Raw genomic sequence first — 19,876 nt, forward strand, 5'->3', positions numbered from 1 at the left:
TCGTTCTCGCCGGTCCGCCGCGTCGCTTATGCGGTGGAAGCCGCTCGCGTCGAGCAGCGTACCGACCTGGACAAGCTGGTCATCGATATCGAAACCAACGGCACGATCGATGCCGAGGAAGCAGTCCGCACCGCGGCTGACATCCTCAGCGATCAGCTGTCGGTGTTCGGCGATTTCACCCACCGTGACCGCGGTGCGGCCAAGCCGGCCAACAACGGCGTGGATCCGGTGCTGCTGCGCCCGATCGACGATCTGGAGCTGACCGTGCGTTCGGCCAACTGCCTGAAGGCCGAGAGCATCTACTACATCGGTGATCTGATCCAGAAGACCGAAGTGGAGCTGCTCAAGACCCCGAACCTCGGCAAGAAGTCGCTGACCGAGATCAAGGAAGTGCTGGCCCAGCGTGGCCTGTCGCTTGGCATGAAGCTGGAGAACTGGCCGCCGGCCGGTGTCGCCGCTCACGGCATGCTTGGTTGATAAGCAACACCTGTTCCCCCGCATGGGTGACCATGCGGGGGAATATTGTTTCAGCAGTACCCGCATCGACGGTTGATCAAGACCGCGATGCCGGTCGTCCAGGACGGGCGACCAGGACCATCCGCAGTCCACTTACAACGCCAGGATGGCGACAACGAAGTCCAACGTCTCATCATTAATCAAGGAATATCACCATGCGTCACCAGAAGTCTGGCCGTAAATTCAGCCGCACCAGCGCCCACCGCGAAGCAATGTTCAAGAACATGGCTGCCTCGCTGTTCAAGCACGAGCTGATCAAGACCACCCTGCCGAAGGCCAAGGAACTGCGCCGCGTTGCCGAGCCGCTGATCACCCTGGCCAAGGTTGACTCGGTTGCCAACCGCCGTCTGGCGTTCGCCCGCCTGCGCGACAAGGAAGCCGTGGGCAACCTGTTCACCATCCTGGGCCCGCGTTACGCCGCTCGTCCGGGTGGCTACCTGCGTCTGCTGAAGTGCGGTTTCCGCGCCGGCGACAATGCACCGATGGCCTACGTCGAGCTGGTGGACCGTCCGGCCGCTGTGGCGGAAGAAGTCGCCGAGTAATCGCGCACTTCCATCCATCGACGGATGCAACAGAAGCCCGGCCACTGCCGGGCTTTCTGTTTATCTGGTTTCAGCTGCGATCACTGCTGATCGCGCGCGGGCGGCCTGCTACTCTTGCTGCATTGTCTATTCCGGAATGATGCAATGAACCCCTTGCGTTGGAGTTTCCGAGCGCAGTGCCTGCTGGGCTTTCTGGTCTGCGCCGGCCTGCTGGCCTTTGCGATCTACATGCAGATCCAGATGGGGCTGGAGCCGTGCCCGCTGTGCATCTACCAGCGCATTGCCTTCGCATCGGTGGGCGTGCTGTTCCTGTTTGGCGCGCTGCACGGGCCGGCCAGCCGCGGTGGCCGCGCCGGTTATGGCGTGCTGACCCTGATCGCGGCGGCCGTGGGCGCCGGCATCGCCGGGCGCCATGTCTACGTGCAATTGCTGCCGAAGGACCTGGGCAGCAGCTGCGGCCCGCCGCTGAGCTTCCTGGCCGAGACCATGGGGCCGTTCGAGGTGTTCCGCACCGTGCTGACCGGCACCGGTGACTGCGGCAACATCGATTGGACCTTTCTCGGCCTGAGCATGCCGATGTGGAGCCTGGTGTGGTTCGTGCTGCTCGCCGGCTGGGCGCTGTATGTCGGCCTGCGCACCCGTAAAAAACGATTGATCTGACTCTTTGAACTCGACAACTGGTATCTGCATGAACGCTTTCTCTTCCCCGTCATCCGTCGCCACCGCCAGCAGCTGGGCGCCGGACAGCTGGCGAGGCAGGCCTGCGCTGCAGATGCCGACCTATCCCGATCCGCAGGCGCTGGAGGCGGCGTTGGGCGAGCTGCGCCAGCTGCCGCCGCTGGTGACGTCCTGGGAGATCTTCGCGCTCAAGCAGCAGCTGGCCGAGGCGCAGGAAGGCAAGCGCTTCCTGCTGCAGGGTGGTGACTGCGCGGAGAACTTCGCCGACTGCGAATCGGGGACGATTTCCAACCGGCTCAAGGTGCTGCTGCAGATGAGCCTGGTGCTGGTGCACGGCCTGCGCACGCCGGTGATCCGGGTGGGGCGCTTTGCCGGCCAGTACGCCAAGCCGCGTTCGGCCGATACCGAAACCCGTGACGGCGTGACCTTGCCGAGCTATCGCGGCGATGTGATCAATGCGCCGGCGTTCACCGAGGCCGCGCGCGTGCCGGACCCGCAGCGGATGATCACCGCGCATTCGCGCTCGGCGCTGACGATGAACTTCGTGCGGGCACTGATTGATGGCGGCTTCGCCGACCTGCATCATCCCGAGTACTGGAACCTGGCCTGGATGCGCTGCTCGCCGCTGGCCGAGGAGTACCAGAAGATGGTGGCCTCGATCGGTGATGCGGTGCGCTTCATGGAGACCTTGTCCGGCGCGCAGGTGCACAACCTCAACCGGGTCGACTTCTACACCTCGCACGAGGCCTTGCTGCTGCCCTACGAGCAGGCGCTGACCCGGCAGGTGCCGCGCCAGAGCGGCTGGTTCAACCTCAGCACGCACTACCCGTGGATCGGCATGCGTACCGCGGCGCTGGATGGCGCCCACGTGGAATACCTGCGTGGCGTGCGCAACCCGATTGCGATCAAGGTCGGGCCGTCGGTGCAGCCGGATCAGCTGTTGCGCCTGATCGACGTGCTGAACCCGGACGACGAGCCGGGCCGCCTGAGCTTCATCCATCGCATGGGTGCGGCGCAGATTGCCGACAAGCTGCCGCCGCTGCTGGAGGCGATCAAGCGTGATGGCCGCAGCGTGTTGTGGGTCTGCGATGCGATGCATGGCAATACAGAGAGCACCAGCAACGGTTACAAGACCCGTCGCTTCGACAACATCCGCAGCGAGGTGGAGATGTCGTTCGACCTGCATGCCGCGGCCGGTACGCGCCTGGGTGGCGTGCACCTGGAGCTGACCGGTGAGGATGTCACCGAGTGCACCGGCGGCGCGCGAGAGCTCACCGAGCGCGATCTGGAGCGCGCCTACCGTTCCAGCGTCGACCCACGACTGAACTACGAGCAGTCGCTGGAAATCGCCATGGCCATCGTCCGCAAGCAAGGCTGAAGGCCATACCTGTAGTGCCGAGCCATGCTCGGCAGGGGCCTCACCGGGAATGACACATGCCGAGCATGGCTCGGCACTACAGGTAAAGCGGTGGAGTGCCGACGGGTTTTCTCGGTTGCCGGCCCCAGGCTGCAGCGATGTCCAGCCCAAAACTGCGCCTCGGGCGTGTATCGCTGCCCAACAACATCTACTCAATCACCACGGTGACGGCGGGGCGAATGCCGCTGTTTTCGAATCGCAAGAACGCCGAGCAGGTGATGGAGGCGCTGCGTCATTGCGAAATCGCCGGGATAGCCAACAATCTCGCCTGGGTTGTTATGCCCGATCACCTGCATTGGCTACTGCAGTTGCAATCGGGGTCGCTGGGTGCATGCCTGCAACGCCTGAAGTCGCGCTCGGCAAGATCCATCGGTGCTTCGGGTTCGATCTGGCAGGCTGGCTACCACGACCACGCAATCAGGCGTGATGAATCATTGCTGGGCGTGGCGAACTATCTGCTGCATAACCCGGTGCGGGCTGGCCTGTGCGAACGACCGCAGGATTACCCCTATGCGTGGTGCAAATGGAGTTGGCGGCTCTAATGCGCTGATGTAGTGCCGAGCCATGCTCGGCAAGAGGCGTTACCAATAGAGGCCCCTGCCGAGCATGGCTCGGCACTACAGATGAAGTGTTTGGGATTGCCGGGAAGGCCCAATGCCGAGCATGGCTCGGCACTACAGGTGAAGCGTTTGGGATTTCTGGGCAGGCCCCGTGCCGAGCATGGCTCGGCACTACAGGTGAAGCATTCGGGATTTCCGGGAAGGCCCCTGCCGAGCATGGCTCGGCACTACAGGTGAAGCATTCGGGATCTCTGGGCAGGCCCCTTCCGAGCATGGCTCGGCACTACAGGTGAAGCGTCAGCGCTTGCCGTGGCGCTTGCCCAGGTCGCGGGCCAGAACCCAGACCACCAGCAGGTTGACCGCCAGCAGCAGCCAGGAGGCCCAGCCGGGGTGTTTGACGATGGCGTAGAAATCCAGCGGCAGGTAGAGCGCGGCGGAAATGCAGCCCAGCCACGACGCCCAGGCCTTGGCACGCCACAGGCCCCAGGCCTCGAGCGCGCGCAGCAACCCGTAGCCGACCAGCACGGCCGCACCCAGGTGCACGGTATCGGGGGTGATCATGCCCAGCAGCGAGGAGAACGCGCCGTTCTCGGGGTCACCGCCGACGCGGTGGATCAGGGCATTGATGATGTTGCGGAGCGGGGCAGGCCCGGAAATTTCCAGGCCGGCCGCAGCAAGAAAGGCCAGGACGGCCTTTCCCGCTTCCAGCAGCGCGATGGCTGCCAGTCCCGGATGCGCGTGCGGATCCGGGTTGTAGGGCGTGTTGCCGGTCAAGACAATCAGCCGCCGCGCGACGCCTTCTTGCGGTCGCTTTCGGTCAGGAACTTCTTACGCAGACGGATTTCCTTCGGGGTGATTTCCACCAGCTCGTCGTCGTCGATGAAGTCCAAGGCCTGTTCCAGCGAGAACTTGATGGCCGGGGTCAGCTGGATCGCGTCGTCCTTGCCCGAAGCGCGCATATTGGTCAGCGGCTTGGTCTTGATGGCGTTGACGGTCAGATCGTTGTCCTTGGAGTGGATACCGATCAGCTGGCCTTCGTACACGTTGTCGCCTTCAGCAGCGAACAGCTTGCCGCGCTCCTGCAGCGGGCCCAGCGAGTAGGCCGGGGTGGCACCCGGAGCATTGGCGATCATCACGCCGTTCAGGCGCTTGGCGATGGCGCCCTGTTCCTTCGGGCCGTAATGGTCGAACACGTGGAACAGCAGGCCAGAACCCTGGGTCAGGGTCTTGAACTCGTTCTGGAAGCCGATCAGGCCACGCGCCGGAATCTTGAAGTCCAGGCGCACGCGGCCCTTGCCGTCCGATTCCATGTTCTCCAGCAGGGCCTTGCGGGTGCCCAGCTTTTCCATCACGCCGCCCTGGTGCTGCTCTTCGATGTCGACCACCAGCTGTTCGATCGGCTCCATCATCTGGCCGTCGATTTCCTTGATGATCACTTCCGGGCGCGACACGGCCAGCTCGTAGCCTTCACGACGCATGGTTTCGATCAGCACCGACAGGTGCAGTTCGCCACGGCCGGAGACCAGGAACTTGTCGGCGTCCTCAAGCTGCTCCACCTTCAGTGCCACGTTGTGCACGGTCTCGCGCTCCAGGCGCTCCTTCAGCTGGCGGCTGGTCAGGAACTTGCCGCCCGACAGGTCCTTGTTGCCGGCGAACGGCGAGTTGTTGACCTGGAAGGTCATCGAGATGGTCGGCTCGTCGACGGTCAGTGCCGGCAGCGCTTCCGGGGTGTCCAGGGCGCAGACGGTGTCGGAGATGGTCAGCTCCTGGATGCCGGAGATGGCGATGATGTCGCCGGCCTGGGCTTCCTCGACCTCGATGCGCTCCAGGCCCATGAAGCCCAGCACCTGCAGGACCTTGCCCTGGCGCTTCTTGCCTTCGCGGTCGATCACGGCCACGGCCTGGTTCTTCTTGACCTTGCCGCGCTGGATGCGGCCAATGCCGATCACGCCGACGAAGTTGTTGTAGTCCAGCTGGCTGATGCGCATCTGGAACGGGCCGTCGGCCTCGACTTCCGGCACCGGCACGTACTTCATGATCGCTTCGTACAGCGGGGTCATGTCGCCGTCGCGGACGGTGTCTTCCAGGCCGGCGTAGCCGTTCAGGCCCGAGGCGTAGACGATCGGGAAATCGAGCTGCTCATTGGTGGCGCCGAGCTTGTCGAACAGGTCGAACACCTGGTCGATGACCCATTCCGGGCGCGCGCCCGGGCGGTCCACCTTGTTGACCACGACGATCGGGCGGAAGCCCATCGCGAAGGCCTTCTGGGTGACGAAGCGGGTCTGCGGCATCGGGCCATCCATCGCGTCAACCAGGATCAGCACCGAGTCGACCATCGACAGCACGCGCTCCACTTCGCCGCCGAAGTCGGCGTGCCCGGGGGTGTCGACGATGTTGATCCGGTTCTTGGTGCCGGTCTTCTTGTCTTCCCAGGTGATGGCCGTGTTCTTGGCCAGGATGGTGATGCCGCGTTCCTTTTCCTGGTCGTTGCTGTCCATCACGCGCTCGGCAAGCACCGTGCGCTCGGACAGGGTGCCGGACTGCTTGAGCAGCTGGTCGACGAGGGTGGTCTTGCCATGGTCAACGTGGGCGACGATGGCGATGTTGCGAAGATTTTCGATGGACATGCGAAAGACGGCCAGCCGGTGCCGTGAATGGGGAAAATGAGTTCGCCATTATACCGGTATGTGGGCCTTGTGCGAAAACTTCCCGTTCAGGCGTGTCACGCCGCCCGTTCAGCTGTGGTCCCGGCAGGTGAGGGCCAGGAGGGCAGCGACGCGGGCGAGGGCGGGTGTAAACTATCGGGCTATTGAAAGCCGTCTTCTTTACTAAGGATTCCCATGTCCCTGATCGCCAATTTCGACACCTCCCGCGGCCTGATCAAGGTCGAGCTGTTCGCCGACAAGGCGCCGCTGACCGTGGCCAACTTCGTCAACCTGGTGAAGCATGGCTTCTATGACGGCCTGGCCTTCCACCGCGTGATTGCCGACTTCATGATCCAGGGCGGCTGCCCGGAAGGCTCCGGCCGCGGCGGCCCGGGCTACCGTTTCGAAGACGAGACCAAGAACGGCGTGCGCCACGAGCGCGGCGTGCTGTCCATGGCCAATGCCGGCCCGAACACCAATGGCAGCCAGTTCTTCATCACCCACATCAAGACCGACTGGCTGGACGGCAAGCACACCGTGTTCGGCAAGGTGCTGGAAGGCCTGGACGTGGTTGACGCCATCAAGCAGGGCGACGCCATCAACAAGATCACCCTGGAAGGCGATACCGACGCCGCGCTGGCTGCCAAGGCCGACCGCGTTGCCGAGTGGAACAAGATCCTCGCCGCCTGATTGACCCCGACGGCCACCTGAACAGGTGGCCGTTTCTGATTGCAGCCGGGTCGACGCGCCCGCGTCGGCGCGGCTTTACCCCCACAAACGCTTCTTAGCAGAGGAAACCCCCATGAAAGCACCCGTTCGTGTTGCCGTAACCGGCGCTGCAGGCAATATCGGTTATGCACTGCTGTTCCGCATCGCCTCCGGCGAAATGCTGGGCAAGGACCAGCCGGTCATCCTGCAGCTGCTCGAAATCGACAATGAGAAGGCCCAGGCCGCCCTGCAGGGCGTGGTCATGGAACTGGAAGACTGTGCATTTCCGCTGCTGGCCGGCGTGGTGACCACCGCTGATCCGCTGGTGGCCTTCAAGGACGTCGACGTGGCCCTGCTGGTTGGCGCGCGCCCGCGCGGCCCGGGCATGGAGCGCAAGGACCTGCTGCTGGAAAACGCCAAGATCTTCACGGTGCAGGGCAAGGCCCTGAACGCCGTTGCCAAGCGTGACGTGAAGGTGCTGGTGGTCGGCAACCCGGCCAACACCAACGCCTACATCGCGATGAAGTCGGCGCCGGACCTGAATCCGCGCAACTTCACCGCCATGCTGCGTCTGGACCACAACCGCGCCCTGAGCCAGCTGGCTGCCAAGACCGGCAAGACCGTGGACAGCTTCGAGCACTTCACCGTGTGGGGCAACCACAGCCCGACCATGTACCCGGACTACCGCTTCGCCACCACCGGCGGCGCCAAGGTGGCCGAGCTGATCAACGATCACGAATGGAACGCCAACACCTTCATCCCGACCGTCGGCAAGCGTGGCGCGGCCATCATCGCCGCCCGTGGCCTGTCCTCGGCCGCGTCGGCTGCCAATGCCGCCATCGACCACGTGCATGATTGGGTGCTGGGCAGCAACGGCAAGTGGGTGACCATGGGCGTGCCGTCCGACGGCTCCTACGGCATTCCGGAAGGCGTGGTGTTCGGCTTCCCGGTAACCACCGAGAACGGCGAGTACACCATCGTCAAGGATCTGCCGATCGACGACTTCTCCAAGAAGTACATCGACATCACCCTGGGCGAGCTGGAAGAAGAGCGCGCTGGCGTGGCCGATCTGCTGGGCTGAGTCCGTCTCCATGGCAGAAAATCGAGTTGCGAAGGCGAAGATCGCCGTTGTCATTCCGGCATACCGCGCGCGCGATTCGATCCTGGGAGTCATATCCCGGATCGATGACGGGGTGGACCTCGTCATCGTGGTTGATGATGCCTGCCCGGAGTCCACTGGACTCCGGGTCCAGGCCGAATGCACCGATCCTCGGGTACGGGTCATTTTCAATGAGCGCAACCAGGGTGTAGGTGGTGCGATGGTTGCCGGCTACCGCAGCGCCTTGGAGCTGGGAGCTGAGATCTGCCTGAAACTGGATGCGGACGGCCAGATGGACCCTGCGCTGATCCCGCAGTTCCTGGCCCCGATCCTGGCCAATGAGGCCGATTACACCAAGGGCAACCGTTTTTTCCATGTCCGTGATGTAGCGTCGATGCCGCTGGTGAGGTTGCTGGGAAATGCGGCGTTGTCCTTCCTGTGCAAGCTGTCCAGCGGCTACTGGCACATTTTCGATCCAACCAATGGCTACACCGCGATCCATGCCGATTGCCTGCGCGAAGTAGAGTTGGACAAGCTCGAGAAGCGCTACTTTTTCGAGAGCGACCTGTTGTTCCGGCTGCACCTGGTGGATGCGGTGGTGGTGGATGTGCCTATTCGTGCGGTCTACGGTGACGAACGATCCAGCTTGAATCCCCTGCGTGAGATCCCGCGGTTCGCGCGTTCGCACGCACGCAATTTCCTGAAACGCATTTTCTACGAGTATTTCCTGCGCGATTTCAGCTTGGCATCAGTACAGCTGGTGGGTGGGATGTCATTGATAACCTTCGCGCTTGTCCATGGTGGTTGGACCTGGTACCACAACTTCATGCGTGGGGTAGCATCGCCAACCGGTACGGTGGCAGTGGTGAGCATCGCGGCCATCGTTGGTTTCGTCCTGCTGCAGGGCTTCTTTGCCTTCGATTACAGCCGGATTCCGCGCCGGGCCCTGCACCGCTTTAAACGTTGATCCGATCGGCAAGCATTGCCGACGTCTGTCGCAGGTTGGGAGACCCGGGACGTGTTGAAACTGAAATTGGAAGCGCCTTTTGCGGTTCTGGCGATGGCGTTCTACGCCTTGTTGGGCATCTACTTCTTCACCGGTCTGTACTGCAGCGACGACACCCGCTACATGATCGGTGCCATCAAGGTTGCGCTGGGCGAACCCATCTCGGTGGCCTCGCTGGCCGAACGGCGCGCGATGTTCTTGCTGCCGGGTTCATTGCTGTATCAGGCAGGTCGCAGCCTGGAGTGGATGATCGTTCCTTACACCGCTCTTTTCGTAGTGCTGGGGTTGGCAGGTTATTGCCTGGCAAGGCAGTTTCTGGGGCGCACGGCCGCGGTCGCCAGCGCGGCGCTGGCGGCAGCCCAGCCCGTATTCTTCCTGTATGCCGGCGCGATGCTGCCCGATCTTTCCTCCACGCTGTTCCTGATGGTTGGGCTGTTGTATCTGTGTCTGTGGATGAAAGCCGTGTCCACCGCGCAGCATCGTTCGGCGGGCTATGCATTGCTGCTGGGCATGGCAATGGCAATGTCCTTCACGATCAAGGAAAGTGGAATCGTCCTGATGCCGGTCGTTGCCGGGATGATGATTGCCGCAGGCGCCAAGGCCGGCGCCGCTCGTCTGCTGCGGGATGTGCTTGTAGCCAGCAGCGGTTTTCTGTTGCTGCTGGCGCTGGAGGCACTGTTGTTCCGGAGTGTTGCTGGCCAATGGTATTCCAGTGTCGGCAGTCTGCTGGTCCCGCACGATCTGGCCGGATTCGTTGAAGCGCAGGGCCATGGCGTGCTTGATCGCCTGCACACCCTCAGGCTTGAACTGGGTACCCATACGACGCTGCTGTTCACTCTGGCCGGCATGTCGTCGTTGCACCTGGTGGCGCGCTGGTGGCGGGGGAAGATGTCCCGCGCCGAGGCGCTGACCTGGACGGCACTGGTGGCTTTCTGGTTGTGGCCACTGCTGTATTTCACCTTTGGCTCGGCCTCGCTCAAGACCTATCTGCTGCCGGTGATGCAGCAGCGCTACTACGCGCCCTCCGTCCTCCCGGCGGCCATTCTTGCCATCCATCTCGGGGTAAGCCTGATCAGATACGTACGTCTGATCATGCCGGCCTGGGTGCCGGCAATGGTATTGGGCGTGACCTTGGTATGTCTGCTCAGTGCGCCTTATCTCCTTCGGCGGGATCGTGGCTTGATCTATGGCGCGCAGGCCAAGGAGGCATTCATCCAGGCGCGCAATGATGCCCGCAAGCGCTATCCGGGTATTCCTTTCCGCGATGTGCAGAGCGGTTGGACGACCGACCTCAATCGATGTCGTGCGCTGTTGATGCCGCTGCGTGAGGATGGCAGCAACCGTTTGCTTGAAGCTCTTGACGCTGGCAGGGACAAGGCGGGGAAGGATTTCGGCTACCAGCCAATTACTTCCGCAAGCCTGCCGGTTCTCGTAGCCGGGCACGGCGCCTACATGGGTTCGCCCAGCCAGTTTCATTGGGTGGCAGACCTGCAGCGAGGGGTTGCTGCAGGGGAGTTCAAGGTCACCCTGGTGGGGAGATATGGCCGAGTGAAGCGGCAGATGCTGCGTGGCAAGTTGTGGATGCCACGAACAGCTGCAGTGGATGTTGCAGAGGCTGAAAGTCTACCGCTGGATGCGGAGGAGGCGCCGGCGCCCTTGGATCTCCAGGAGGTGAAGATGTACCTGATCGAGACCGCGCGACGCTGATCCGATGCATGTCCTTCACTTTGTTCAGTGCCACCTAGGAACGCCGGGCTTGCCCGGCGTTTCTGTCTTCTGCCTAGGTACATCACTGGCGCCGCTGAAGTGACGGAGGAATCCGGGCTCCCTGGCTGTTGAAGTATGCCCCTGGTTGCCGGGAGCCTTCCATGCTCAGGTGGGTGGGGTCGAAGTGGATCGGTTTGCCGTTCAGATAGGCAGAGCAGATGCGCCGCCGGCACAGCAGGTCATGGATGCCCAGATAACACGGTTCCTCAACACCCCGCGACCATAGGTGCAGCACAGGAAACTGATTGCTGTCTGTAGCAACGTAACCCGGATCCGGGCGTAGCCAGAAATAGACCTTGGCTAGCAAAACGGCACTCCAGCCGGCCGGGGCCGTCAGTTGTTTCAGGTCGGCGGGCAGCATCAACAGCCCGCCGCGAGGCTTGCCAACACGACGACAAAATATGCAGGTGCGATGCGAAGGATGCGCCGCAGGTAGAAGTTGGCGAATGAGAACCGCGATTCAGCCCGCGCCCGGCAGCCAGGGCAAGGCAAGTACAGCGGGCATGCGGTCTCCAGGTGACTGGCGTATTCTGCTTCGCTGCTACCTGCAGCCTGCTTGCGGGTGATCTTGGATGGTGAATGGACCATTTTTTGCATTTTGTTGATCAGTCGCTGCTGGTGGCGGAAAAGCCGCCCGGGCTGTTGTCTGTACCCGGGCGGTTGGAGCAGAACAAGGACTGTCTGGTCACGCGTCTGCAACAGCAGTATCCGGATGTCATGACGGTGCATCGTCTGGATCAGGTGACCTCGGGCCTGATGCTGTATGCGCGGGGCAAGGCGATGCAGATTGCCTTGTCCAAGCAGTTTGAGCAGCGCCAGGTCAGCAAACGCTATGAAGCGTTGGTGCAAGGATTGGTTGAAGGTGAATCCGGCGAGATTGATCTGCCGCTGATCTGTGATTGGCCTAACCGGCCAAAGCAGATGGTGAGCTTTGAACTGGGTAAGCCGTCGCTGACGCGTTGGCGGGTGCTGGCGCGCGATGCTGCTGCGCAGACCACCCGGGTTGAACTGGAACCGGTGACCGGGCGCAGCCATCAGTTGCGGCTGCACCTGGCCAGTATTGGTCATCCGATCGTGGGCGACGTGATGTATGACGCGCAGCCTGCGGCGCGGGTTTGCCTGCATGCGCGGCGTTTGGGGTTTACGCATCCGCTGAGTGGGGTGGCTTTGGAGTTTGTCTCTGAGTGCCCGTTTTGAAGCGAGAAGCTGCCCTCACTCCCTCGCCCCGTAACGGGACAGGGGCTAGTGCACTGGCAGCCGACGCATTGCTGGCCCCTCTCCCGCGCGCGGGAGAGGGGTTGGGGTGAGGGCAAGCTCCTGGCACGCAGTCTCAGCTAAAAGGCGGCCCTTGGTCCTCAATTTTCCGCCCCCGCGCCTTTGGTCTTAAGACCATCGTCGCAAAGAGCGCACCCCATGCTCCGGACTATGCTCGGTACACAACCAGGCAGTTACCGGAGGGTGTCGTGCAGTACGAGCAGATCTACCGCCGTTCCATTGAAGAGCCGGAAGCTTTCTGGGCCGAAGAGGCCAAGGCCATTCATTGGCACCGCCCGCCGCAGCAGATCCTGGATTACAGCAATCCGCCGTTCCGTCGCTGGTTCGTCGGCGGCGAAACCAACCTCTGCTACAACGCGGTGGACCGCCACCTGGCCGAGCGCGCCGAGCAGCTGGCGCTGGTGGCCATCTCCACCGAAACCAACGTCACCCGCGAACTGACATACCGCGATCTGTACCGCGAAGTGAATGCCTTCGCCGCGGTGCTGCTCAAGCTCGATGTCGGCCGCGGTGATCGCGTGGTCATCTATATGCCGAACATGGCCGAGGCAGTGTTCGCGATGCTGGCCTGCGCGCGCATCGGTGCGGTGCACTCGGTGGTGTTCGGCGGCTTTGCCGCGCACAACCTGGCGCTGCGTATCGACGACGCAAAGCCCAAGCTGCTGATCGCCGCCGACGCCGGCATGCGCGGCGGCAAGGTGATTCCGTACAAGGCCATGGTGGACGCGGCCTGTGCCGAGGCCAGCACGCCGCCGCCGAAAGTGCTGATCGTCTCGCGCGGGCTGGATGCAGCCGAGCCGCGCATCGCCGGGCGCGACGAAGACTATGCGCAGCTGCGCGCGCAGGTCGGTGATGTCGAGGTGCCGGTGCAATGGCTGGAGTCCAATGAGCCCAGCTACCTGCTGTATACCTCGGGCACCACCGGCAAGCCCAAGGGCGTGCAGCGCGACGTCGGCGGCTATGCGGTAGCGATGGCGCAGTCGATGCGCACGGTGTTCGACTGCGCGCCGGGGCAGGTGATGTTCTCCACCTCCGATGTAGGCTGGGCGGTGGGGCACTCCTACAACGTCTATGGGCCATTGATTGGTGGCTGCACCTCGCTGTTATACGAAGGCCTGCCAACCAATCCCGATGCCGGCATCTGGTGGGCGCTGTGCGAGCAGTACGGGGTGCGCACCATGTTTTCTTCGCCCACTGCGATACGTGTGCTGAAGAAGCACGACGTGGACTTCATCGACCGTCACGATCTGTCCGAGCTGAGATACCTGTTCCTGGCCGGTGAGCCGCTGGACGAGCCCACCGCGCAGTGGATAAGCGGCGCGCTGCACAAACCCGTCATCGACAACTATTGGCAGACCGAAACCGGTTGGCCGGCATTGACCTTGCTGCCAGGCCTGGAAATGAAGTCGGTCAAATTCGGTTCGCCCGGCTTCCCCAACCTGGGGTACCGGATGAAGGTGATCGATGAGCAGACCGGCGCTGAAGTGCCGGCCGGGCAGAAGGGCGTGCTGGTGATCCAGCCGCCGTTGCCGCCGGGCTGCATGAGCACGGTCTGGAACGATGACGAACGCTTCCTGAAAAGCTATTTCAGCCACTTCAATGAATTGCTGTACAGCTCGCTGGACTGGGCCATCCGCGATGACGATGGCTATACCTTCATCCTCGGCCGCACCGATGACGTGATCAATGTGGCCGGGCACCGCCTGGGCACGCGTGAGATCGAGGAGGCCATCTCCTCGCATCCGCGGGTTGCCGAGGCCGCGGTGATTGGCGTGCACGACGAGTTGAAGGGGCAGGTGCCGCTGGTGTTTGTCACCCTGAAACAGGCCCGTGCGGACGATGACGCGGCCCGGCTGGCGGCGGAGATGGTGCAGCAGGTCACCGCCTCCCTGGGCGCGGTGTCGCGCCCGGCGCAGGTGCATATTGTCAACGCGCTTCCCAAGACCCGTTCCGGTAAGCTGCTGAGGCGGTCACTGCAGGCATTGGCGGAACGGCGTGATCCGGGCGATCTGTCGACACTCGACGACCCGGGCGCACTGGAGGAAATCCGCCGCGCGCTGGGGAAATAGTGCGCCACCAGGCCATCGGCCGGGAGTGCGGTGGTGGTCGCAAGGGGGGCGGCAGGGACGCGGATGAAGTTGTCCATGCCGGGGCGGGGGCCCCGGCGATCCGCGCCAGGCCGTATTGCGATGCACAAGAATGGAGGGGGAATGGCATTCATCTATGCCAAGACGGCCGCTGGCCGGCTGGAGATCGAGAACCGTGGTCTGAAGCTGGCACCTGCGTTGCGCTCGGTGCTGCTGTTGGTGGACGGGCAGCGCGATGCACGCGAACTGGAGCAGATGGCACAGGGGTTGCGCGCGCCGAAGGATGTGCTGGCGCAGCTGCAGGCATTGCAGCTGATCGAAGTCGTCGGCGGCAGCGCCGACAAGGCACCGGTGCTGCCCGTGACCACCCAGTTGGGTGATGATCCACTGCGCTACCAGCAGCTGCGCGACTGGATGGCCGAATCGGTGCGCAAGCATCTGGGCCTGAAGGGCTACCTGATCCAGCTCAAGATCGATCGCAGCAAGACTGCCGTGGGGCTTGAGCAGTTGTGGCCGGAGCTGGCCACGGCATTGGGCAAGGCCAAGAGTCCTGCATTTGCCAGCCGCTGGCTGGAGGAAACCCGGGCGCTCGTGCAGGCCTGAGCACAGTCCAGGTACCGTTGCGATGATGCCGCGCAATGCGCTGAAGGGTGTTGCGCAGGCACTATCATGCAGCTTGTTTCCTCAGGAGTGCCGGCATGGCGGCAAACGACGACACCGGCACCGCAGGCTGGGACGCGATCAATGCTGCGCTTGCGCGGCTTTACCCCGGGCAGGCACCGCGCCATTACGGCACGGGCCTGTCGCATACGCTGGGGGGGGAAGACCCTCTCGATGGGGTCAGCATCTATTGGAACCCCACGCCGCGACCGCATTGGCACTACATCAGCTATGGCCTGTCCGAGTTGTATGACAAGCAGAGTGATGACCCGCAGGAAAGCGGCTTTGGCTTTGAATTGAGCTTCCGGCTGGCCGCCGCGCCTGAGCAGGACAGCAGCAGCGAGCCGCCGCTGTGGCCGCTCGATCTGCTGCAGAACCTGGCGCGCTATGTGTTCCGCAGTGGCAATGTCTTCGAAGCGGGCCACCACCTGGATGCCAATGGCCCGATCGCGCTGGACGAGCCCACCCAGCTGCGCCACCTGGCGTTCGTACCGGATCCGCAGTTGGGGCAGATCGATACCGTCAATGGTCGCCTGTGCTTTCTGCAGATGCTGGGGTTGACCGACGAGGAGATGGCCGCTGTGCGCCGCTGGTCGACGATGGGCGCATTGGCGGTGATGCAACCGGCCATGCCGCTGTGGATCACCGAGCTGGGACGCGATTCGCTGCTGCGTGATCCGGCCGTGGCCGCGCAGCTGCAGGCCGGCAGCCTGCGCGAGGGCTCAAGTACCGGCATGCTGCTGCTGGAAACCCTGGACTGGCGTAGCGAGGGGCAGACCACCGCCCTGGTGCTGGGCGCCGCCCAGGTGGCCAGTGTGCTGGAGCTGCTGCCATTGCGGCTGTTGCATGACAAGCCGCTGGTAATGATCGGCAAGGACCGTCAATGGCGCTTTGAGCCGGGGCGGGTGGATGACGTGCAGGCCGATGCCGATGATGCGCGCTGTGTGCTGTCCGATGCCAGCCTGCAGGCGATGGTCGATCAGCTGCGACCAGTGCGTGGCGTCTACGTGCTGCCTGGTGGGCGTCTGCAGATCGAGGTGCAGCCAAGCCTGCTGCGGGATGGTCAGGGCCGGGTGATCCGCGAAATCGGCTGACCACACGGCTGCCGCGGACGCAAGGGGCCGCCGCTGTTGCAGGCGGCGGCCCGTCAGACAGGCAGCGTGGTTGTTGCTTCAGTCCAGGCCTTCGGCCTTCAGTGCCGCCTGTACCGCCGGATCAGACTGCATGCGCTGTTCGAAACGGTCCAGCGCGTCCATCCCGGCCAGGTCGATCTTCAGGCCGCGGGCCCAACGCAGGGTCACATAGGTGTAGGCATCGGCGATGGAAGCGCGCGCCGTGCCGCCCAGCCAGTCCACCTCGGCCAGGCGGTCGTTGATGCGCTGGTACAGCACCTTCAGCTTCTGCCGCGAGTTTTCCTGGGTACGCGCGATGACCGCCTCGTCTTCCAGGTACTTGGTCGAGCCGAAGATCGGGTAATAGGTCGGGTGCAGGTCGGCGTTGACGAACGACAGCCAGCGATTGACCTCGGCTCGGGCGCGGATGTCGCTGCCGCCTTCCAGGCCGGCCGCCGGGGCCTTGTCGCAGATGTAGTGCAGGATGGCCGCGTTCTGGGTCAGCACCCAGCCCTCGTCTTCCAGCACCGGCACTGCACCGGCCGGGTTCATCTTCAGGTACTCGGGTGACTTCATCGTCGCGTAGTCGACGATCTGTACCTCGAACGGCAGGCCAGACCAGATCAGCGCGATATGGTCGGCCAGCGAGCAGGCGCCGGGTTTGCTGTAGAGCTTCATCAGATACCTCGGGAGTGAAGGGACTCCCGCATTATCCCCACAAGCGCGTTACGCGGTGTGGTGACGGGTATCAGGCGGTTGCGGTCGCGCCGGGCTCAGGCACCGGCAGCGCGCGGCTTCAGCGATTGCACCTTATAGAAGGTGTGCCCGCCGATGGTGGCCACCTGGTAGGCATTGCGCCAGCTCGGGCTGGCAATGGCGTGGGCGGCGAAGTGGCTGGCACCAGGAACGATTTCCTTGCGCTGGCCGCTGGGCAGGGCCCAGTTGCGCTCGGCGGCAAAGGCCACATCCACCGCTTCGGCCCAGGCATCGTCATTGCGCAGCTGGGTGCCCGGTGCGACCAGGGTCGGGGCGAACTGCTTGCGCGCGGTCACCACCTGGCACATCGAGTCCCCCCACAGGCCACTGTCGAGGCGTCGCAGGGCAACTTCGGCAACGGCCTGCTGTCCCTGCAGGGTCTGGTCGCGGGCTTCCAGGTAAACAGTCGTGCTCAAGCACAACGAATCGGCTGCCGGCTGCGGCAACATCTGCGACAGCCAGAGAATCCAAGCCAGTTTCATAAATCTCCTTGCTCCGTGTGGGCCGCAGCCGACCTGCCTCCCTGAAGGAGCCGGACAACACTGCGACTTGGCGTTATGGGGAGGCGGCCGTGGCATCGGGGCCGCCCCGTGGGCAGCCCTCAATCAGAGTGGGGAGGGCTGCGCCTGCTCACCAGAACTGGTGGGTGAGCGGAAGTGGGCGCAAGTTAGGGGGGCAACCCAAAACTCATCCTGAATGGGGTTTCTTGACATTCAGGTTTGTCGCAGGGGTGCTTTTCACCGCGGGTACGCGTATTCAGCTTTTTGCGGACACAGCCAAAGGCGGCGTCAAGCTCATGCTGGCGGCGGGTTCAAGCCAGGTGCAAGTGTGATTTGTAACGCGTTTTTGAGGGCGCAGCCATCGATGGTCGCCTTGGTGAGCGCGGCGCACCCTGCATTCGATGCGGTGCGTTCCGTCGTCCGGACGCGCCGTTCCCGGGCGCACTGGGCTTACCCGGGAGCAGATGGAGGCTGCTGACGTGCCTCAGAGGGCGGCGGCCAGGCGGCTGCCCTGGTCGATCGCGCGCTTGGCATCCAGCTCGGCGGCGACATCCGCGCCGCCGATGACATGCACGCTGCGGCCGGCAGCGCGCAAGGCGTCGGCCAGCTCGCGGCGCGGCTCCTGGCCGGCGCAGACCACCACCGTGCCAACGTCCAGCTGCTGTTCCTGGCCATCAAGGCGGATACGCAGCCCGGCGTCGTCCACACCCAGATATTCCACGCCGCCCAGCATTTTCACGCCCTTGGCCTTGAGGGTGGCGCGGTGGATCCAGCCGGTGGTCTTGCCCAGCCTGGCACCGGGCTTGCCCGGGCTGCGTTGCAGCAGCCAGACCTTGCGTGCAGCGGGTTCCGGTTGCGGCGCAGCCAGTGCGCCACGGCTCTCGAAGCTGGGATCCACACCCCATTCGGCCATCCAGCGGGCCGGCTCCAGCGACGGGGAGGGGCCTTCATGCACAAGAAACTCGCCGACATCGAAGCCAATGCCGCCGGCACCGATGATCGCCACCTTGTCCGCGGCCTTGACCCTGCCCAGCAGCACATCCAGATAGCTGACCACCATCGGATGATCGGCACCGGGGAAGGCGACCTTGCGCGGGCTGATGCCGGTGGCCACCACCACCTCGTCGAAGCCGGCCAGGGTGTCCACATCGGCGATGGTCTGCAGCTGCAGGCTGACCCCGGTTTCGGCCAGCTTATGGCGGAAGTAGCGCAGGGTTTCGTGGAACTCTTCCTTGCCCGGGATGCGCTTGGCCACGTTGAACTGGCCGCCGATCTCGTCCGCCGCATCGAACAGGGTCACCCGATGGCCGCGTTCTGCGGCCACGGTGGCACAGGCCAGGCCGGCCGGCCCGGCGCCGACCACGGCAATTGAACGGGGTGTGGTGGTGGCGGCATAGACCAGTTCGGTTTCATGGGCAGCGCGCGGGTTGACCAGGCAACTGGCACGCTTCTGCTGGAACACATGGTCCAGGCAGGCCTGGTTGCAGGCGATGCAGGTGTTGATGGCCTCGGGCCTGCCGGCCTTGGCCTTGGCCGGCCACTGCGGGTCGGCCAGCAGGGGCCGCGCCAACGACACCATGTCGGCGCCACCGTCGGCCAGGATGCCCTCGGCCACGTCCGGCATGTTGATGCGGTTGGTGGCGATCAACGGGATGCCGATATGCGGCTTCAGCTTGGCGGTGACGCCGGCAAAGGCCGCCCGCGGCACCGAGGTGGCGATGGTGGGGATGCGTGCCTCGTGCCAGCCGATGCCGGAGTTGAGCAGGGTGGCGCCGGCCGCTTCGATGGCCTTGGCCTGTTGCACGATCTCCTGCCAGTTGCTGCCGTCCTCGACCAGGTCCACCAGCGACAGGCGGTAGATGATGATGAAGTCCGGCCCGCAGGCCTCACGGATGCGGCGCACGATCTCCACCGCAAAGCGCATGCGCCTGGCCGCGTCACCACCCCAGGCATCGCTGCGGCCATTGGTGCGCGGGGCTATGAATTCGTTGATGAGATAGCCTTCCGAGCCCATCACCTCGACGCCGTCGTAACCGGCATCACGTGCGTACCTGGCGGCGCGGGCGTAATCACTTATATGTCGCTCGACGCCACCGGCGGACAACGCGCGCGGCGTGAACGGGTTGATTGGCGCCTTGCGTTTGGAGGGAGCTACCTGCAATGGGTGATAGCCGTAGCGGCCGGCATGCAGCAGCTGCAGGCAGATCTTGGCACCGTGGCCGTGGACTGCTGCGGTTACCTGGCGGTGGCGGCTGATTTCCCAGGGCCAGGACAGCTTGCTGCCGAACGGCGTCAGCCAGCCCACCACGTTGGGAGCGAAGCCGCCAGTCACCAGCAATGCCGCGCCGCCGGCCGCGCGCTCGCCAAAGTACGCCGCCAGCTTGGGGAAGTCGCGCGCATGGTCTTCCAGCCCGGTATGCATCGAGCCCATCAGGATGCGGTTGCGCAACCGGGTGAAACCCAGGTCCAGCGGGGCAAACAGGTGCGGATAGGCGGTGTCGTTGGCTGGCGTCATGGTGGATACGCTTGCGTATGGAATGGCCCATTC

General features: G+C 63.8%; 19 protein-coding genes. 13 read left to right on the forward strand and 6 right to left on the reverse strand.

The window, feature by feature from the left end; translation table 11 throughout:
• From B2527_RS05125 to B2527_RS05145, 5 genes are all read left to right on the forward strand, one after another.
• Positions 1-477 (forward strand): DNA-directed RNA polymerase subunit alpha (locus B2527_RS05125; RefSeq protein ID WP_293706457.1); only part of this gene is annotated, 477 nt, incomplete at its 5' end.
• Positions 478-671: 194 nt separating this feature from the next.
• On the forward strand, positions 672-1,058 hold the full coding sequence (rplQ, locus tag B2527_RS05130; RefSeq protein ID WP_232150652.1) for a 50S ribosomal protein L17: 387 nt from the start codon (positions 672-674) through the stop codon (positions 1,056-1,058).
• A 144-nt stretch (positions 1,059-1,202) separates the two neighbouring features.
• Positions 1,203-1,718 (forward strand): disulfide bond formation protein B, encoded by a 516-nt coding sequence (locus tag B2527_RS05135; protein WP_293706458.1) that lies wholly within the window; start codon positions 1,203-1,205, stop codon positions 1,716-1,718.
• A 28-nt stretch (positions 1,719-1,746) separates the two neighbouring features.
• Positions 1,747-3,114, forward strand: coding sequence for a class II 3-deoxy-7-phosphoheptulonate synthase (locus B2527_RS05140; RefSeq protein ID WP_293706459.1), 1,368 nt, complete (start codon positions 1,747-1,749; stop codon positions 3,112-3,114).
• Between the two features lie 137 nt (positions 3,115-3,251).
• Positions 3,252-3,695, forward strand: a complete 444-nt coding sequence (locus B2527_RS05145) for an REP-associated tyrosine transposase (protein ID WP_293706460.1) — start codon at positions 3,252-3,254, stop codon at positions 3,693-3,695.
• A gap of 315 nt (positions 3,696-4,010) precedes the next feature.
• On the opposite strand, the gene B2527_RS05150 is transcribed toward B2527_RS05145, so the two are convergent.
• Both B2527_RS05150 and typA read right to left on the reverse strand, forming a co-directional pair.
• Positions 4,011-4,487: a DUF2127 domain-containing protein gene (locus tag B2527_RS05150; protein WP_293706461.1), complete on the reverse strand. Its 477-nt coding sequence runs from the start codon at positions 4,485-4,487 to the stop codon at positions 4,011-4,013.
• Positions 4,488-4,492: 5 nt separating this feature from the next.
• Positions 4,493-6,340, reverse strand: a complete 1,848-nt coding sequence (gene typA, locus B2527_RS05155; protein WP_293706462.1) for a translational GTPase TypA — start codon at positions 6,338-6,340, stop codon at positions 4,493-4,495.
• A 213-nt stretch (positions 6,341-6,553) separates the two neighbouring features.
• Here typA and B2527_RS05160 point away from each other — a divergent pair, with 213 nt between their 5' ends.
• The 4 genes from B2527_RS05160 (at position 6,554) to B2527_RS05175 (ending at position 10,878) form a co-directional block, all read left to right on the forward strand.
• Entirely contained in the window at positions 6,554-7,048 is a 495-nt protein-coding gene (locus B2527_RS05160) for a peptidylprolyl isomerase (protein ID WP_293706463.1), read from the forward strand.
• Positions 7,049-7,160: 112 nt separating this feature from the next.
• The gene (locus B2527_RS05165; protein ID WP_293706464.1) at positions 7,161-8,147 is read left to right on the forward strand and encodes a malate dehydrogenase; all 987 of its coding nucleotides are present in this window, start codon (positions 7,161-7,163) and stop codon (positions 8,145-8,147) included.
• Positions 8,148-8,157: 10 nt separating this feature from the next.
• On the forward strand, positions 8,158-9,132 hold the full coding sequence (locus tag B2527_RS05170) for a glycosyltransferase family 2 protein (protein ID WP_293706465.1): 975 nt from the start codon (positions 8,158-8,160) through the stop codon (positions 9,130-9,132).
• 54 nt (positions 9,133-9,186) lie between these two features.
• Positions 9,187-10,878 (forward strand): glycosyltransferase family 39 protein, encoded by a 1,692-nt coding sequence (locus B2527_RS05175; protein ID WP_293706466.1) that lies wholly within the window; start codon positions 9,187-9,189, stop codon positions 10,876-10,878.
• An 82-nt stretch (positions 10,879-10,960) separates the two neighbouring features.
• Here the strand turns inward: B2527_RS05175 and B2527_RS05180 are convergent, their stop codons facing one another.
• The gene (locus B2527_RS05180) at positions 10,961-11,299 is read right to left on the reverse strand and encodes an SGNH hydrolase domain-containing protein (protein ID WP_293706467.1); all 339 of its coding nucleotides are present in this window, start codon (positions 11,297-11,299) and stop codon (positions 10,961-10,963) included.
• Positions 11,300-11,517: 218 nt separating this feature from the next.
• Between B2527_RS05180 and B2527_RS05185 the strand changes: the two genes are divergently transcribed.
• From B2527_RS05185 to B2527_RS05200, 4 genes are all read left to right on the forward strand, one after another.
• On the forward strand, positions 11,518-12,135 hold the full coding sequence (locus B2527_RS05185) for an RluA family pseudouridine synthase (RefSeq protein WP_293706468.1): 618 nt from the start codon (positions 11,518-11,520) through the stop codon (positions 12,133-12,135).
• A 266-nt stretch (positions 12,136-12,401) separates the two neighbouring features.
• Positions 12,402-14,282, forward strand: a complete 1,881-nt coding sequence (prpE, locus tag B2527_RS05190) for a propionate--CoA ligase (RefSeq protein ID WP_293706469.1) — start codon at positions 12,402-12,404, stop codon at positions 14,280-14,282.
• 141 nt (positions 14,283-14,423) lie between these two features.
• A complete protein-coding gene (locus B2527_RS05195; protein ID WP_293706470.1) occupies positions 14,424-14,903 on the forward strand; it encodes a hypothetical protein in 480 nt (159 codons plus the stop codon).
• Positions 14,904-14,998: 95 nt separating this feature from the next.
• Positions 14,999-16,054 (forward strand): suppressor of fused domain protein, encoded by a 1,056-nt coding sequence (locus B2527_RS05200; RefSeq protein WP_293706471.1) that lies wholly within the window; start codon positions 14,999-15,001, stop codon positions 16,052-16,054.
• A 78-nt stretch (positions 16,055-16,132) separates the two neighbouring features.
• Here the strand turns inward: B2527_RS05200 and B2527_RS05205 are convergent, their stop codons facing one another.
• The 3 genes from B2527_RS05205 to B2527_RS05215 form a co-directional block, all read right to left on the reverse strand.
• The gene (locus tag B2527_RS05205) at positions 16,133-16,750 is read right to left on the reverse strand and encodes a glutathione S-transferase family protein (protein ID WP_293706472.1); all 618 of its coding nucleotides are present in this window, start codon (positions 16,748-16,750) and stop codon (positions 16,133-16,135) included.
• A gap of 95 nt (positions 16,751-16,845) precedes the next feature.
• Entirely contained in the window at positions 16,846-17,310 is a 465-nt protein-coding gene (locus tag B2527_RS05210) for a cell wall hydrolase (protein WP_293706473.1), read from the reverse strand.
• 502 nt (positions 17,311-17,812) lie between these two features.
• Positions 17,813-19,843: an NADPH-dependent 2,4-dienoyl-CoA reductase gene (locus B2527_RS05215; protein WP_293706474.1), complete on the reverse strand. Its 2,031-nt coding sequence runs from the start codon at positions 19,841-19,843 to the stop codon at positions 17,813-17,815.
• Between the last annotated feature and the right edge of the window lie 33 nt (positions 19,844-19,876).

Source organism: Stenotrophomonas sp. UBA7606 (assembly GCF_002477705.1).
In the GTDB taxonomy this organism is placed as follows: domain Bacteria; phylum Pseudomonadota; class Gammaproteobacteria; order Xanthomonadales; family Xanthomonadaceae; genus Stenotrophomonas.

Excerpts from the sequence above, each read along its gene's own strand:
- rplQ (WP_232150652.1), top strand. The coding sequence starts at position 672 with ATGCGTCACCAGAAGTCTGGCCGTAAATTCAGCCGCACCAGCGCCCAC.
- B2527_RS05135 (WP_293706458.1), top strand. The coding sequence starts at position 1,203 with ATGAACCCCTTGCGTTGGAGTTTCCGAGCGCAGTGCCTGCTGGGCTTT.
- B2527_RS05140 (WP_293706459.1), top strand. The coding sequence starts at position 1,747 with ATGAACGCTTTCTCTTCCCCGTCATCCGTCGCCACCGCCAGCAGCTGG.
- B2527_RS05145 (WP_293706460.1), top strand. The coding sequence starts at position 3,252 with ATGTCCAGCCCAAAACTGCGCCTCGGGCGTGTATCGCTGCCCAACAAC.
- typA (WP_293706462.1), bottom strand. The coding sequence starts at position 6,340 with ATGTCCATCGAAAATCTTCGCAACATCGCCATCGTCGCCCACGTTGAC.
- B2527_RS05160 (WP_293706463.1), top strand. The coding sequence starts at position 6,554 with ATGTCCCTGATCGCCAATTTCGACACCTCCCGCGGCCTGATCAAGGTC.
- B2527_RS05165 (WP_293706464.1), top strand. The coding sequence starts at position 7,161 with ATGAAAGCACCCGTTCGTGTTGCCGTAACCGGCGCTGCAGGCAATATC.
- B2527_RS05170 (WP_293706465.1), top strand. The coding sequence starts at position 8,158 with ATGGCAGAAAATCGAGTTGCGAAGGCGAAGATCGCCGTTGTCATTCCG.
- B2527_RS05180 (WP_293706467.1), bottom strand. The coding sequence starts at position 11,299 with ATGCTGCCCGCCGACCTGAAACAACTGACGGCCCCGGCCGGCTGGAGT.
- B2527_RS05185 (WP_293706468.1), top strand. The coding sequence starts at position 11,518 with ATGGACCATTTTTTGCATTTTGTTGATCAGTCGCTGCTGGTGGCGGAA.
- B2527_RS05195 (WP_293706470.1), top strand. The coding sequence starts at position 14,424 with ATGGCATTCATCTATGCCAAGACGGCCGCTGGCCGGCTGGAGATCGAG.
- B2527_RS05200 (WP_293706471.1), top strand. The coding sequence starts at position 14,999 with ATGGCGGCAAACGACGACACCGGCACCGCAGGCTGGGACGCGATCAAT.
- B2527_RS05205 (WP_293706472.1), bottom strand. The coding sequence starts at position 16,750 with ATGAAGCTCTACAGCAAACCCGGCGCCTGCTCGCTGGCCGACCATATC.
- B2527_RS05210 (WP_293706473.1), bottom strand. The coding sequence starts at position 17,310 with ATGAAACTGGCTTGGATTCTCTGGCTGTCGCAGATGTTGCCGCAGCCG.
- B2527_RS05215 (WP_293706474.1), bottom strand. The coding sequence starts at position 19,843 with ATGACGCCAGCCAACGACACCGCCTATCCGCACCTGTTTGCCCCGCTG.